The 13,945-nt window shown below is 29.3% G+C and carries 16 protein-coding genes; 15 read left to right on the plus strand and 1 reads right to left on the minus strand.

The genetic code is table 11. The features are described from left to right. Positions 1–90: 90 nt before the first annotated feature. The 13 genes from HMPREF0629_RS02140 to HMPREF0629_RS02200 all read left to right on the plus strand — a co-directional run bounded on the left by HMPREF0629_RS02140 (position 91) and on the right by HMPREF0629_RS02200 (position 11,712). A complete protein-coding gene (locus tag HMPREF0629_RS02140; RefSeq protein ID WP_009221731.1) occupies positions 91–1,917 on the plus strand; it encodes a TRAP transporter fused permease subunit in 1,827 nt (608 codons plus the stop codon). After that, the gene (locus tag HMPREF0629_RS02145) at positions 1,914–2,867 is read left to right on the plus strand and encodes a TAXI family TRAP transporter solute-binding subunit (protein ID WP_009221732.1); all 954 of its coding nucleotides are present in this window, start codon (positions 1,914–1,916) and stop codon (positions 2,865–2,867) included. The genes HMPREF0629_RS02140 and HMPREF0629_RS02145 overlap by 4 nt, the downstream gene beginning before the upstream one ends. After that, positions 2,867–3,226 carry a DUF6483 family protein gene (locus tag HMPREF0629_RS02150; protein ID WP_009221733.1) on the plus strand — a complete coding sequence of 120 codons (360 nt, stop codon included), beginning with the start codon at positions 2,867–2,869 and terminating at the stop codon, positions 3,224–3,226. The genes HMPREF0629_RS02145 and HMPREF0629_RS02150 overlap by 1 nt, the downstream gene beginning before the upstream one ends. Positions 3,227–3,234: 8 nt before the next feature. Beyond that, positions 3,235–3,648 carry a hypothetical protein gene (locus tag HMPREF0629_RS02155; RefSeq protein ID WP_009221734.1) on the plus strand — a complete coding sequence of 138 codons (414 nt, stop codon included), beginning with the start codon at positions 3,235–3,237 and terminating at the stop codon, positions 3,646–3,648. Positions 3,649–3,808: 160 nt separating this feature from the next. Beyond that, positions 3,809–4,462, plus strand: a complete 654-nt coding sequence (locus HMPREF0629_RS02160; protein ID WP_009221735.1) for an MmcQ/YjbR family DNA-binding protein — start codon at positions 3,809–3,811, stop codon at positions 4,460–4,462. Between the two features lie 347 nt (positions 4,463–4,809). Next, the gene (locus HMPREF0629_RS02165; protein WP_009221736.1) at positions 4,810–6,045 is read left to right on the plus strand and encodes a putative DNA modification/repair radical SAM protein; all 1,236 of its coding nucleotides are present in this window, start codon (positions 4,810–4,812) and stop codon (positions 6,043–6,045) included. Between the two features lie 2 nt (positions 6,046–6,047). Then, positions 6,048–6,773 carry a TIGR03915 family putative DNA repair protein gene (locus tag HMPREF0629_RS02170; RefSeq protein ID WP_039856473.1) on the plus strand — a complete coding sequence of 242 codons (726 nt, stop codon included), beginning with the start codon at positions 6,048–6,050 and terminating at the stop codon, positions 6,771–6,773. 56 nt (positions 6,774–6,829) lie between these two features. Continuing rightward, entirely contained in the window at positions 6,830–7,459 is a 630-nt protein-coding gene (locus HMPREF0629_RS02175) for a hypothetical protein (protein ID WP_009221738.1), read from the plus strand. A 95-nt stretch (positions 7,460–7,554) separates the two neighbouring features. Then, positions 7,555–8,511: a metal ABC transporter solute-binding protein, Zn/Mn family gene (locus HMPREF0629_RS02180; protein ID WP_036730567.1), complete on the plus strand. Its 957-nt coding sequence runs from the start codon at positions 7,555–7,557 to the stop codon at positions 8,509–8,511. A gap of 50 nt (positions 8,512–8,561) precedes the next feature. Beyond that, positions 8,562–9,287, plus strand: coding sequence for a metal ABC transporter ATP-binding protein (locus HMPREF0629_RS02185; protein WP_009221740.1), 726 nt, complete (start codon positions 8,562–8,564; stop codon positions 9,285–9,287). Further along, positions 9,280–10,161: a metal ABC transporter permease gene (locus HMPREF0629_RS02190; RefSeq protein WP_039856476.1), complete on the plus strand. Its 882-nt coding sequence runs from the start codon at positions 9,280–9,282 to the stop codon at positions 10,159–10,161. The genes HMPREF0629_RS02185 and HMPREF0629_RS02190 overlap by 8 nt, the downstream gene beginning before the upstream one ends. Continuing rightward, a complete protein-coding gene (locus HMPREF0629_RS02195; RefSeq protein ID WP_321163014.1) occupies positions 10,158–11,303 on the plus strand; it encodes a metal ABC transporter permease in 1,146 nt (381 codons plus the stop codon). The genes HMPREF0629_RS02190 and HMPREF0629_RS02195 overlap by 4 nt, the downstream gene beginning before the upstream one ends. Continuing rightward, positions 11,293–11,712 carry a metal-dependent transcriptional regulator gene (locus HMPREF0629_RS02200; protein ID WP_009221743.1) on the plus strand — a complete coding sequence of 140 codons (420 nt, stop codon included), beginning with the start codon at positions 11,293–11,295 and terminating at the stop codon, positions 11,710–11,712. The genes HMPREF0629_RS02195 and HMPREF0629_RS02200 overlap by 11 nt, the downstream gene beginning before the upstream one ends. A gap of 39 nt (positions 11,713–11,751) precedes the next feature. Here the strand turns inward: HMPREF0629_RS02200 and HMPREF0629_RS02205 are convergent, their stop codons facing one another. Beyond that, the gene (locus tag HMPREF0629_RS02205; RefSeq protein ID WP_009221744.1) at positions 11,752–12,117 is read right to left on the minus strand and encodes a zinc ribbon domain-containing protein; all 366 of its coding nucleotides are present in this window, start codon (positions 12,115–12,117) and stop codon (positions 11,752–11,754) included. Positions 12,118–12,236: 119 nt separating this feature from the next. Between HMPREF0629_RS02205 and HMPREF0629_RS02210 the strand changes: the two genes are divergently transcribed. Together HMPREF0629_RS02210 and HMPREF0629_RS02215 are read left to right on the plus strand one after the other, a co-directional pair. Beyond that, positions 12,237–13,589 carry a hemolysin family protein gene (locus HMPREF0629_RS02210; protein ID WP_255263811.1) on the plus strand — a complete coding sequence of 451 codons (1,353 nt, stop codon included), beginning with the start codon at positions 12,237–12,239 and terminating at the stop codon, positions 13,587–13,589. Between the two features lie 118 nt (positions 13,590–13,707). Then, positions 13,708–13,945 (plus strand): recombinase family protein (locus HMPREF0629_RS02215; protein WP_009221746.1); only part of this gene is annotated, 238 nt, incomplete at its 3' end.

The raw sequence follows: 13,945 nt of genomic DNA on the forward strand, positions 1-13,945 counted from the left end.
TTTTTTGTTTTATAAAGAAAAAAATATAGTTATTATGAGAATTTGAGTTATAATATATGTGATAAATGTAGTGTTTTAAGGGGAGATAAAATGTTAACTGATAGAAAATTTAATAGAGATGGAATATTTATATCTTCGCTTTTAGTATTATGGGTAATTATTCAAATTTTAATTAATACCTTTATTTATGTAGACGATATGGTACTAAGATGTATCCATATTATTTTTTTGGTATTATTTGCAAATTTACTGTATGGAAATGAAAAAAAATATATAAAGCTGTTGTTTGTAGCTATAAGTATTTTTGTGTTTGGTTATGTAATTTGTAATTATTCGTTAATTTCAGAAAGAGGCGGCTATACAAATAAAATTGACTTAATTATAGCAACTCTCGGGTTTATAGTTATAATTGTTACAGGATTAAAAACAAATAAAAATTTGACACTACTTGCACTGTTTTTTGTAAGCTATTTATATTGGGGAAAATTTATTACGGGACCGTTATCTCATAGCGGATTTTCATATAAGAGAGTTTTAAACTTCATGTTCTGGGGAACACAGGGAATTTTTGGCATAGGAGTCGGAGTAAGTGCGACATATATATTTTTATTTGTTTTATTTGGGAGTTTTTTAAAACACAGTGGATTTTCAAATTTTATAAATGATTTTTCACTTGCACTTGTCGGAAAAAGTCCAGGAGGGCCTGCAAAAGTTGCTGTAATAGCATCTGCATTTATGGGAATGATAAACGGATCTGCAATAGCGAATGTGGCAACAACAGGCACGATTACAATTCCGATGATGAAACAGTGCGGATATGACAAAAATTTTGCCGCGGCGGTTGAAGCAGCTTCATCAACCGGAGGGCAGTTTTGTCCTCCCATTATGGGTGCAGCTGCATTTGTAATGGCGGAATTTTTACAAATACCATACAGCAAGGTAATGATAAGTGCAATTTTACCGGCATTTTTATATTATTTTATGCTTATATTTTCTGTACACCTTGAGGCGAAAAAACTTGGACTTAAGTCGGCGGATGAGGAAGTAATATTATCAAAAGTTTTAAGAGAAAGAGTATATTTATTTGCGCCGATAATAGTTTTGCTTATTATGATGGCAATAGGATATAGCCCAATAGAATGCGCGGTATTTTCTATTTTTGTAACAATAGTGGTAAGCTCAATAAAATCAGCAACCAGAATGGATCTTCAAAAGATAGTAGAGGCTGCAAAAGAAGGAGCATTATCTGCAATAAATGTTGGAATTGCATGTGTGCTTATAGGACTTATAATAGGATCCGTATCTCTTAGCGGACTTGGATTAAATTTTGGCAATTTGATTTTAAAAATTGTAAAAGATACAAATTTATATATGGGTTCTTTTATGGTAATGGTAATGAGTGTAATACTTGGTATGGGAGTTCCCGGAGTTGCAGCATATGTAATAGTAGTTTCAGTTGCAGTACCGATAATGATTAGCCTTGGAGCAAATCCGATATCAGCGCATCTTTTTTGTCTTGTATATGCCTGTCTTTCAAATATAACACCGCCGGTTGCAATAAGTTCTTATGTTGCAAGTTCAATAGCAAAGTCGGATATGGTAAAGACATCCCTTATTGCCGTTAAACTTGGGATAAGCGGTTTTATAATTCCATTTTTCTTTATAAATAATGATGTTTTATTATTGCAGACAAATGATTTATTGCTTACAATAAGAGTTGTAATCGGAGCAATAATAGGAATAGGTGCAATAGCTGCATCTGCAGAAGGATATTTTTATAGAAAAATGAAAATTTATACGAGAATTACATTGTTTATACTTGGAATATTGCTGATAGATGTTGGAATTTATTCGGATATTATTGGAATTATAGGTATTTTAGTAATTTATTATTGGGAAAGAAGGTTTAGAGATTGAAGAAATCATTAATTATATTATTATTGACACTTAGTATTTTTACAATTACATCTTGTTCAAAAAATGAACAGATGGCAATTAATATACCCACAGCATCAACAACAGGTGCATTATATCCTCTCGGGTTTTCAATAGCAGATTTGTGGAGTGAAAAAGCCGGAGTAAAAGCGACAGCGCAAGCATCAAATGGAGGAGTAGATAATCTTAATTTGGTATATGATGGAGATGCACAGGTTAGTCTTGGTGTAAGTTCAATAGTATATCAGTCATACCATGGAGAGGGTGTTTTTGAGGGCAGAGAAAATAAAAAGCTCAGAATAATAGCAGGTTTATATTTAAATCCAAATCAAATAGTAGTAAGAAGCGATTCAGGAATAAATTCAATATCGGATTTAAAAGGGAAAAATTTTTCAGCCGGAGCTCCGGGAAGCACAACAGAGGGAGAAACGAATCTTCATCTTGAGGCTTATAAAATTCCAATTGAAGATGTAAATATTCAAAGAGTTGCACCTGCTGAAAGTGCAGATATGATGAGAAATAAAAAACTTGACGGAGTTTGGATAATGGCAGCAGCACCTACTGCATCTGTTACAGAGATGACATCATCGATGGATGCTAAATTATTGTCGGTAGATCAAGAAATAATAGATGTATTAAATAAAAATAAACCATGGTATGCAAGTTATATAATTCCGGCGGGAACATATAGAAATCAAACGGAAGATATAAATACATCTGCAATAAAAATGGTTTTGTATACAACAACAGACATACCTGAAGAAACAGTATACAATATGACAAAGGTATTTTGGGAAAATATAGATATGCTAAAGGAAAAAAATAAGGGATTAAAAGATGTTACAGTGAAAGAAGCAGTAAATGACATTGCAAATTTACCTATAGCGGATGGAGCGGCAAAGTATTATAGAGAAATTGGAGTTATGGAATAATGATAACAAATGATCTTTTCTTAAAACAAATAAATGAAATGATAAAAATGGTTAATAAGATAGTATTTGAAAGTGAAAATTTAGAATACGAAAAGCAAAACAATGAAAATGATTTAGTTTATGAAAAGCTTATTAATCTTATAAATAATGGAAAAATAAATGAAGCGGAGGATTATTTATTTGACAGTATAAATTTATCTGACATGAAATTTTTAAAGATAGGACTTTTATTTTATAAAAGACTTAATGAATATGACAATGATGAATTGAAAAAATTTGATTTTACAAGAAGAGAAATAAAATCAGGTTTAGAAGATATATTAGATGAATATGGTGTAAACTTTACGGGAATAATGTAGGGGATTTTATGGGAAATTTTGTAAGGGAATTTTTTAATATAGAAACAATAGAACATCCGAAATTAAATACTCTTAATGAAATACTTGAAATATTACAAGATGATTATTTAAATCTTCTCGCAAAAAACTATAATTTAGATGGAACAATTCAGAGAAATAAATTGATAGATTCACTTAAATTTGCAATACTTACACAATTCAGAAATAAGATAATAAATTTCAGTGTTGCAGAGCATAAGTCATTTAATGAATTTTATCAAGGTGCGGTCGATTATTCGGATGAAAATGTATATATAAATCTTAAAAAATTTACGGGTCTTGGAATTTTATTTTTATTTACAGTGAATGAAGGTCAGCTATACAGTTTTAAAATTCCTGATGAAATTATTACAATATACGAAGAATTATTACAAAGTGTTTGATAGCTCTTATCCATGTGATAGGAGTTTATTTTTATTTATCTATTAAAACTTGATATAAAGAACCTTCAATATTCCTTATATTAAAATGGGTAAACATAAAATATATAATATTTAGAAAAATAAGTTTGTAGCAGGATACTTACATGTGGAGGATTAATTTATGTTATATAATTCAATTTTTAAGGATAATATATTTAATCAAAGTATGGCGTTAAAATATGGATTTAAAAAAGAAAATAATCATTATCTATTGCAGAAAGAAATAGGCATTGGTGGATTTTTGGCAAAATTTGAAATTTGGGACAAACAATTTAAGGTTACAATTTTAGAAAAACCTGATATGATAAAATATTTACCTTTTGAAATATATAATGCTTCAGGTGAATTTGTATCTAAAATTAGATTTGAAGTTGATCTGTTAATAGATGAAATTGTTGATTTGTGTTTTGACAGTATTAGTGTGCGTAAAGAACTTCTTAGATATGTTATGGCTGAATTTGGAACCGTTCCTGAAAAACCGTGGGATAATTATGATAGTTATTGTACGTTGAAAACAAATTTAAGCAAAAAATGGTATGGAGTATTTATGATTATTCCCGGTAGCTACTTGGGGATTAAGAAAAATGAAAATGTAGATGTTTTAAATATTAAATTAGAACCTGATGAAGTGAAAAAATTGATAGATAATAAGCAGTATTTTCCGGCATATCATATGAACAAAAAACATTGGATAACTATTCTTTTAAATAGAAATACCGATTTGAATATAATTAAGGAATTAATTAGTAAAAGTTTTTATTTAGTAGAAAATTAAAATGGTGATTGAAGTATTGTTAATATTGTATTATCAAATCAGTAATCATAAAAATTCATAAATTTATAATAATTGGATTATACATCTTATATGACAAAATAAAAGCTATGCCCATATGGAGCATGGCTTATTTTAATACTTCAGTATATACCTATAAACATAATACTTGTATAAGATTCGGGAAATTAGGTAGAAAAATATAAGATTTTAAGGTTTGAAAGTGAAGAATTTTTTTCATAGTTACACTGATAAATATTTATATTGGAACTTAAATAGTTATAAATATAAAAAACAGAACATAAGTTTACAAACATATGTTCCTATGATAAAATTTTATTGGTGATATTATGGAATTAACAGAAAAACTAAAAATATTAAGTGATGCCGCAAAATATGATGTCAGCTGTTCGTCAAGTAATTCAGACAGAAAGAATAAGGGAGGACTTGGAGATGTAAAGTCATGTGGAATTTGTCATAGCTGGAGTGAAGATGGAAGATGTATTTCGCTACTTAAAATTTTACTTACTAATAAGTGCATTTATAATTGTGAATATTGTGTTAACAGAGCTTCCAATGATACTTTAAGAGTGGAATTTACACCTCGTGAAATTGCGGATATTACAATCAATTTCTATAAGAGAAATTATATAGAAGGTCTGTTTCTATCAAGCGGGATAGTTAAAAGTCCGGATTATACTATGGAAAAGTTGATTGAAGTTGCAGAAATTTTAAGGATAGAACAAAATTTTAACGGCTATATTCATATAAAGGCAATTCCCGGGGCAAATGAAGATTTGATAAAAAGGCTTGGACTTTTAGTTGACAGAATTAGTGTTAATATTGAACTTCCTACAAGCAAATCTCTTGCACTTCTTGCTCCTCAAAAGTCTTATGAAAAGATATTTTTACCAATGAATAGTATAAAAAATAATATTTTTGAGAATAGATATGACAGAAAAAAATTTAGAAATGCTCCGTTATTTGTACCTGCCGGACAAACTACTCAAATGATAGTCGGAGCAAGTAGAGAAGATGATTTAGCTATAATAAATAGAGCTGAGGAATTATATAATAGTTTTGAACTGAAGAGAGTGTATTATTCAAGCTATGTACCGGTTATAAAGTCAAAGTATACAGAAGGAATAGAACAATCTTCGCTACTTAGAGAACATAGAATTTATCAAGCTGATTTTTTGATGCGATTCTATGGATTTAAATCCAATGATATACTTAAAAAATCAAATCCATTTTTTGATTTAAGGATAGATCCGAAGGCGAATTGGGCTATTGATAATATCGAAATTTTTCCGATGGAAATAAATAGTGCCACTTATGAAGAACTTTTAAAAATTCCGGGATTCGGACCAAGTTATGCAAAGAGAATTATAAAAGCCAGAGCTTATTCCGCTCTTGGATATGATGATTTAAGAACACTTAAAATTTCTACGAAGAGAGCTAAAAATTTTATCACTGTTAAAGGCGTTTATAGAGGAATAAATTATTCCACAAAAGAATCTTTGAAAGATTATATGAGCCTTTCCGATAGCGATAACTTTAAACAAATCAGTATTTGGGATGTGTAGCTATGAATTATATTTATGACGGAAGCTTTGAAGGTCTTCTATGTACTCTGTTTGACGCTTACAAAATAATAGATACGGTAAATATAGTGAAAAAATCGAATCAAGTTAATTTTTTTGAAGATGAAGCAGTAGTAATAAGTGATACTTGTGTTTCAAATAGAGTTAAAAAATCCATAATACAAAAATTTTCATACAGATTTTTTATAGAAATATATATTTGCTATTTATCTGATACTGTAAACAAAGAAAATATTATAGCAAGGACCGTTAAAGGTGTTTACAAAAACGGAATTAATTTTTTAAATAGTGCAAATGAAAATGTAGTTGAATTTAACAAAATTATAAAATCGGTTTATAGAGAAATACATAGATATCAAGGCTTGCTTAGATTTAGAGAGGTTCAGGAAGAGTTTTTATTTGCGGAGTTTGAACCGAAAAATGACATACTTGAAATTTTAAGTGTACATTTTAAAAAGAGAATGCCAAACGAAAAATTTATGATACATGATGTTTTAAGAAAAAAATGTGTGATTTCAGATAAAGGTAATTTAAATACATTTTATGTTACCGATTTAAAGATTTCAGATACTGAAAGAGAAAAATTTTTTAGAGAAGCTTGGAAGTTATTTTATAAAAGTGTATGTATTGAAGAAAGAAAAAATAAAAAGTTGATGCAGTCCAATATGCCTAAGAAATACTGGAAATATTTATGTGAAAAAGCAAATTGAATTTTTAAAAAACAAAGGTTATGCAAAATTGGGTATAAGAAACCTGAGGTGTTATTATGAAAAATAAAGTCAAACAATATGAAGTAATAGACTATTTATATGGATATATATTAAAAAATTATAATGGAGCAAGGCTTATATCTGAAAAATCTTTAGAGCTTGAAAACTTTATTCAAAATGATTTTGAGAGTTCTGAAAAAAACTGTTCATTAGTTGCATCTACACGAGTTATAAAATACTATGCTGATAGGATAAGCATTTTACCTAAAGATGAAAGTGAGATCTTTAAGCAGATATATACTCTTGCCCAAAAATATAATTATAATGAAAAAATTGGGATATTTTCAACTAAGGTAGATGATATTTTGAGAGATTATTTTACTTTTTTTAAAGTTAATACTATTAGTAGAGGACATTACTTCGGGAATTTTTACAAGCCTGTAAAAAAGGAAATAGATGAGAATAGACCGCTTGTTATGAATATTGCATTTGGGGAATATCATAATCATACTGTCACAGTAACCGGATATAAAATATTTAAATTTAAGAATATGAAAATTAAATTTATAGAATTGTATGATGGTTGGAGGAGAGAAAAGTCTTATATTGATTATAATATTTTTGCACAAGGTATTTTTTCAAAAGGAATTTGTTCATATTATACTATAAAAATAATCAATAATTGATAAATATTATCATTGACAAAATTAATACAGATAGTTATACTATAATAATAAATAAGGTATACCTAATTTTGGAAATATAAGGAGGACATAAAAAATTGAAGAAATCATTATTAATTTTGAGCTTATTATTGGTACTTGTTGGATGTGGAAAAGGGAATAATTCTGCGACAACAAATATGCCTGAAAAAAATGATACAAAGCAAGAACAAGTGTCAGATAAAAAAGTGGTAACTGTAACAACATCATTTTTATATGATATGGTAGGACAGCTTGCAGGGGATAGTGTAGAAAGACAGTTAATTATTCCTGCCGGAGAAGATCCGCATTTATATATTGCTAAACCTCAAGATTTAGGAAAAATTACTAATGCAGATTTAGTTTTATATCATGGATTACATTTTGAAGGTAAAATGCAAGATGTATTAGAAGAAAAAGGATATGCTGTTGCATCAACATTTTCTGAAGATAAAATAGGAACTATGGAAGAAAACGGACAACAAATTATAGATCCTCATTTCTGGTTTGATATTGATTTATATAAAGAAGCAACTAAAAATGCAAGTGAAAAGTTAATTGAACTTCTTCCTGAAGAACAAGAAAAGATTAAAAAAAATACTGAAATGTATTTAGCTGAACTTGAAAAATTAGATGAAGAAAATACTAAAGAGCTTGCACAACTTCCTGAGAATGGAAGATATTTGATAACTCCTCATGATGCTTTCAATTATTTCTCAAGAAAATATAATATTGAAGTAGTAGCACCACAAGGAGTAAGTACTGATAGTGAGGTTGCAAATAAAGATATTGAAGATACAATAAACTTTATAATAGATCATAAAGTAAAGGCAATTTTTGCAGAATCAACAACAGACCCTGCAAGAATGGAAAAATTAAAAGAAGCTTGTGCGGCAAAGGGATTTGAAGTAAAGGTAGTAAGTGGAGAAGGAAATGAACTTTTCTCAGATTCATTAGCTCCTGAAGGACAAGATGGAGACACCTATATTGATATGTACAAGCATAATGTAAAATTAATTGTCGACAATTTAAAGTAATAATTATAGCAGAGTAGGTTAACTACTCTGCAATTTTAGAAAGGAATTATATGGAAAAAATAATTATAAAGGTAGAGAACTTAACTATAGCATACCATGATAAACCTGTACTTTGGGATAATGATATAGATATAATGGAAAATTCAAGGACGGCAATAATCGGACCGAATGGAGCCGGAAAATCTACATTACTTAAAGGAATTTTAGGTTTACAAAAAAAACTATCCGGTGAAGTTTTAATAATGGGAAAGCCTTTTAAAGATGTTCAAAAAGAAATAGCATATATTCCTCAAGCAAGTTCTGTAAATTGGGATTTTCCCACAACGGTATTGGATGTTGTCTTAATGGGAAGATACGTCCATCTCGGTTGGATAAAAAGACCGTCAAAAAAAGATTATGAAATTGCATATAAAGCTCTTGAAACTATAGGTATGTCAGAGTTTAAAGATAGACAAATTTCTCAACTTTCCGGAGGACAAAGACAGAGGGTTTTTGTTGCAAGAGCAATTGCCCAGGATGCACAAATATATTTTATGGATGAACCTCTTGCGGGAGTAGATAAAGTAACTGAAAAAGTAATTATTGAATTTTTGAAAGAATCTCAAAAAAGGGGAAAGACTTCAATAGTTGTGCATCATGATTTGAGTACTATAAAAGAGTATTTTGACCATGTTGTAATTCTAAATAAGAGAGTTATAGCACAAGGTCTTGTTAATGATGTATTTAATAAAGAAAATTTAGAAAAAGCAATGATGATAGGTGATAGAAATGTTTAGTCATGAAATTTTATCAAGCTATTCTTTTATAATAGTTTCGATAGGCACATTTTTACTTGCTATGGCATCCGGAGCAATAGGTTGTATAACAGTTTTGAAGGGACAATCTTTAATAGGAGATGCAATTGGACACTCTTCTTTTCCGGGGATTATACTTGCCTTTATGCTTTTTATGCAAAGAGATCCTGTAATACTTTTGGTTGGAGCGATATTTTCAGGAGCTGTTGCCTTTGTATTAATTCAGGTTATACATTCTAATTCAAAACTTGATTTAGATGCAATACTTGCGGTTATTTTATCAAGTTTTTTTGGACTTGGCATGGTTTTCAAAAGTTATATACAAGGTAATCCTAAATTTGCAGGTGCATCTCAATCAGGACTTCAAAATTATATTTTCGGACAGGCTGCTTATATAATGAAAGATGATATAAGATTAATTCTATTTGTAGCTATAACAGCATTATTACTTTTAATTATATTTTATAAAGAAATAAAAATTTTTGTGTTTGATGAAATATATTCAAAGACAATAGGGCTAAACACAACACTTTTATATGGAATTATACTTTTTATGACTATGAGTTTGATAGCAACAGGATTAAAGCTTGTAGGAGCCATATTAATATCATCTTTGTTAATAGTTCCGGCAATAACAGCACTTCAATGGAGCAATAGGTTTAATGTAGTTTTAGTTATAGCATCATTTGTAGGTGGAGTTTCTGCATTAATAGGGACATATATTTCAACGGCATATAACGGAATGAGTACAGGACCTACTATCATACTTATAATGAGTACATTTGCTTTTATTTCCCTGATTATAGGGCCGCATGGAATGATAGCAAATCTTAGAATGAGGAGGAAGTATAAATGAATATGTTAAGTGGATTATGGCATTATTTTTTAATTTCCTATGAATCTCTTTTAGTATTGTCTATTACTTCAGTAACATGTGCACTTATAGGCTCATTCTTGGTTTTAAGAAAATTGTCAATGGTATCGGATGCTATTTCGCACTCTGTACTTCTGGGTATAGTAATTGCATTTTTTATAACAAAAGATGTATCATCACCACTTTTAATTGTAGGAGCGGCACTTTTTGGAGTACTTACTGTTTTTGCAATCGAAATGTTATCAGGAACAGGCCTTGTAGATAATGATGATGCGGTCGGAATAGTATTTCCGCTATTTTTTGCACTTGCAGTAATATTAATTACTAAATTTGCAAGGAATGTTCACTTAGATACTGATATAGTACTTATGGGTGAGGTAATAATGGCACCCATAAATAGAGTTGTGGTATTAGGGCATTCAATGCCTAAAGCACTTTTTCAGATGTCCATATTATTTATTGTGAATTTGGCATTTATAATTATATTTTTTAAAGAACTTAAGATTACTACATTTGATCGTGAATTTGCAATAATAGCAGGTTTTTCTTCAACAATATTGTTCTATGTTCTAATGACATTATCATCAATGACGGCAGTAGTTGCCTTTGATGCAGTAGGTGCAATACTTGTAGTTTCATTCTTGATAACGCCGGGAGCATCTTCTTATTTAATAACAAAAGATTTGAAAAAAATGATACTTATATCATGTATATATGCTTTGATAAATTCTATATTAGGGTATTTATTTGCAATGATTTTTAATGTATCTATGTCCGGTATGACAGCTGCTATGGCAGGATTGACTTTCTTTTTAACATTTTTATTTAATAGAGATGGACTTATAACTTCTATAATTCTCAGAATGAAAAACAAACAGAATTTTAGACTTGATCTTATGATTATGCATATAGGCAATCATATAGGGGAAGAAGGAGAGAATGAAGAACTGGGAATTGATTCTATAAGGAATCACTTGATGTGGAAACAGGAAGAAATAGAAAAACATGCAAAAAAATTAATAGAGCAGGGAATTATATATATAGACAAGAAAGATGCAGAGTATAAATTGACAGAAAAAGGTTATACAATATATGATAAAATAAAATCGGATTATGGGATGTGATGATTTGAGTTCAACGAGAAAAGATTATTTGCAAGCAATATATAGGCTTTCTAAGGAGAAAGGCTATACTACTAATAAAGATATTTCTGAATATTTTAGCATATCAAGACCATCGGTAAGTGAGATGATTAAAAAATTAAATACACTTGGCATGTTAAGATTAGATAAAAATAAAATATCACTATCAGAAAAAGGAATAGAGGAAGCAAAAAAAATCTTATCAAAGCATAGAATTTGGGAGTATTTTTTGACAGTGAATTTAAAAATGGATCCTAAAAAAGTTCATGAGCAAGCAGATATATTAGATCATATAACAAGTGATGAGCTTAGAGATGCACTTAATAAATATTTAGGCTATCCGACACTTAGCCCTAATGGAAATGATATATATGAAAATATAAAAGAATAACAAAAAACACTTAAATGTAAAATCATTTAAGTGTTTTTATTATATTTTGTTTCCGCATTTTGGACAATATAGAAAATCCTCATCAGTTGAATAACCGCAGTTTGAACATTTTTTAACAGCATTTTCATGTCCATAATAGATTAAGTCACATTCTTTAATTTCGACATTATTGCCATATTCCAATTGCTTTCCGATTTGTGGATTAAGCTCATAAATTTCATTACAGCAATAGTATTTAACATAATATTTTTTATTCCATTTAATAGTGGGCATGAAAAATAATGATAATACCGTATAGATCATAAAAACTTCAATTCTTTCATATTTTCCGCATTTGTGAATACATAGTTTTGAGTTATAATCAAGAATTTTTCTTTTTTGATTTATTCCTAATATGAAAAACATAATGCCTCCTAATATATTAATAACCTAATTATACATCAATTGAATAAATTTTAAAGTTTTTTACTCTATTTATGGAAAAAATTACAGAAAAGGGTTATAATTGTTATTAATTTATATATATGGAGGAATTTTTAATGGATAGTGCCGGGCCCACGATAGTGCCTCAAATTTTGTTGATAGGATTTTTAACATTTGTAAATTCATTTTTTGCATCAGCAGAAATGGCGATGGTATCTTGTAATAAGAACAAGATACAAACTTTAGCAGATGAGGGTAATTCTAAAGCTAGAACTCTTTTAAAAGTAACAAAAGATCAAACGAGATTTTTATCTACAATTCAAGTTGGAATTACTTTAGCCGGATTTTTTTCATCGGCATCAGCAGCAACTACAATCTCTAAAGATTTTGGAGAGTTGCTTTCAACATTCAGCATACCGTATTCATCAACGGCAGCTATTGTAATTGTTACTACAATTTTGTCATTTATAACACTTGTGTTTGGAGAACTTGTTCCAAAACGAATAGCTCTTCAAAATGCTGAAGTGGTAGCATTAAGATCTGCAGGAGTTATAGGAGTAGTTTCAAAAATAGCATATCCTTTTGTAAAGCTATTATCTTTATTTACAACACTTGTATTAAAAATGATTGGCAAGTATTCAGAAGATGTTGAAGAAAAAATATCTGAAGAAGAGCTTAAATCTTATATCAGAGTTTCTCAGGAGCAAGGAGTAATTAATCATGCCGGAGAAGAAATGATAGTAAAGATAATGGATTTTGATGATAAAATGGCGTATGAAATCATGACACCAAGAACTTCAATATACATGATTGACTATGAAGAATTTGGAACTTGTAAAATAGATGAAATTTTAGAAAAAGGATTTTCTAGAGTTCCGGTATATAAAGAAAATGCTGACAATATAATTGGAATTGTATATATAAAAGACTTATTTGCTGAGTATTCAAAAAATAATTATAAAAAAATAAATATAGATAATTGTATAAAAGAGCCATATTTTGTACCTGAAACTAAAAAAGTAGATCAGCTTTTAAAGGAACTTCAGGCTACAAAAAATTATGTTGCCATTTTGATTGATGAATATGGCGGATTTTCAGGAATGGTTACAGTAGAAGACATAGTTGAAGAAATAGTTGGTGATATAGCTGATGAATATGATAAGGAAGATTTAAAAATAGAAAAAATATCAGAAAATTTATACTTAATAGACGGAGCTATTGAAATTGATGAAATTAATGAAGTGCTTGGAACCGAATTATATTCTGAAAATCACGAAACACTTTCAGGACTTATGGTTGAGCTTTTAGGATTTATACCGGAGGATAGTGAAGTCGGACTTAGTATCAATTATAAAGATGAAGTATCACTAAAGGAAATTTCCACAAAAGATAATAGGATAGAAAAAATAGAACTTAAAATTTTAAAAAGAGAACAGGATAATAATGAAAATTAAAAATATAAGTCTGTTTTAGGAGTTATAGAATTAAGAAGAACACTTCATCACTATTTGAGTGAAAGATGTTTTGCTTAATTCTTTTTTTATTGGAGAATTTGAGTGAAAGGAGGTAATCGTGAGAAGTTATGAGAAAATAACCGCCTTGTATGAAAGGTTAAGCCGAGATGATGAACTACAAGGTGAGAGTAATTCTATCATGAATCAGAAGAAAATCTTGGAAGAATACGCAAAGAAAAATCATTTGGAGAACATCGTTCATTTTACCGATGACGGAATCAGCGGGACGCAGTTCGATCGTCCGGGATTTATGGCAATGATGAACGGAGTCAATCAAGGAAATATCGGTTGTATCA

It is taken from the genome of Peptoniphilus sp. oral taxon 386 str. F0131 (genome assembly GCF_000090945.1).
GTDB classification, from domain to species: Bacteria; Bacillota; Clostridia; order Tissierellales; family Peptoniphilaceae; genus Anaerosphaera; species Anaerosphaera mikwangii.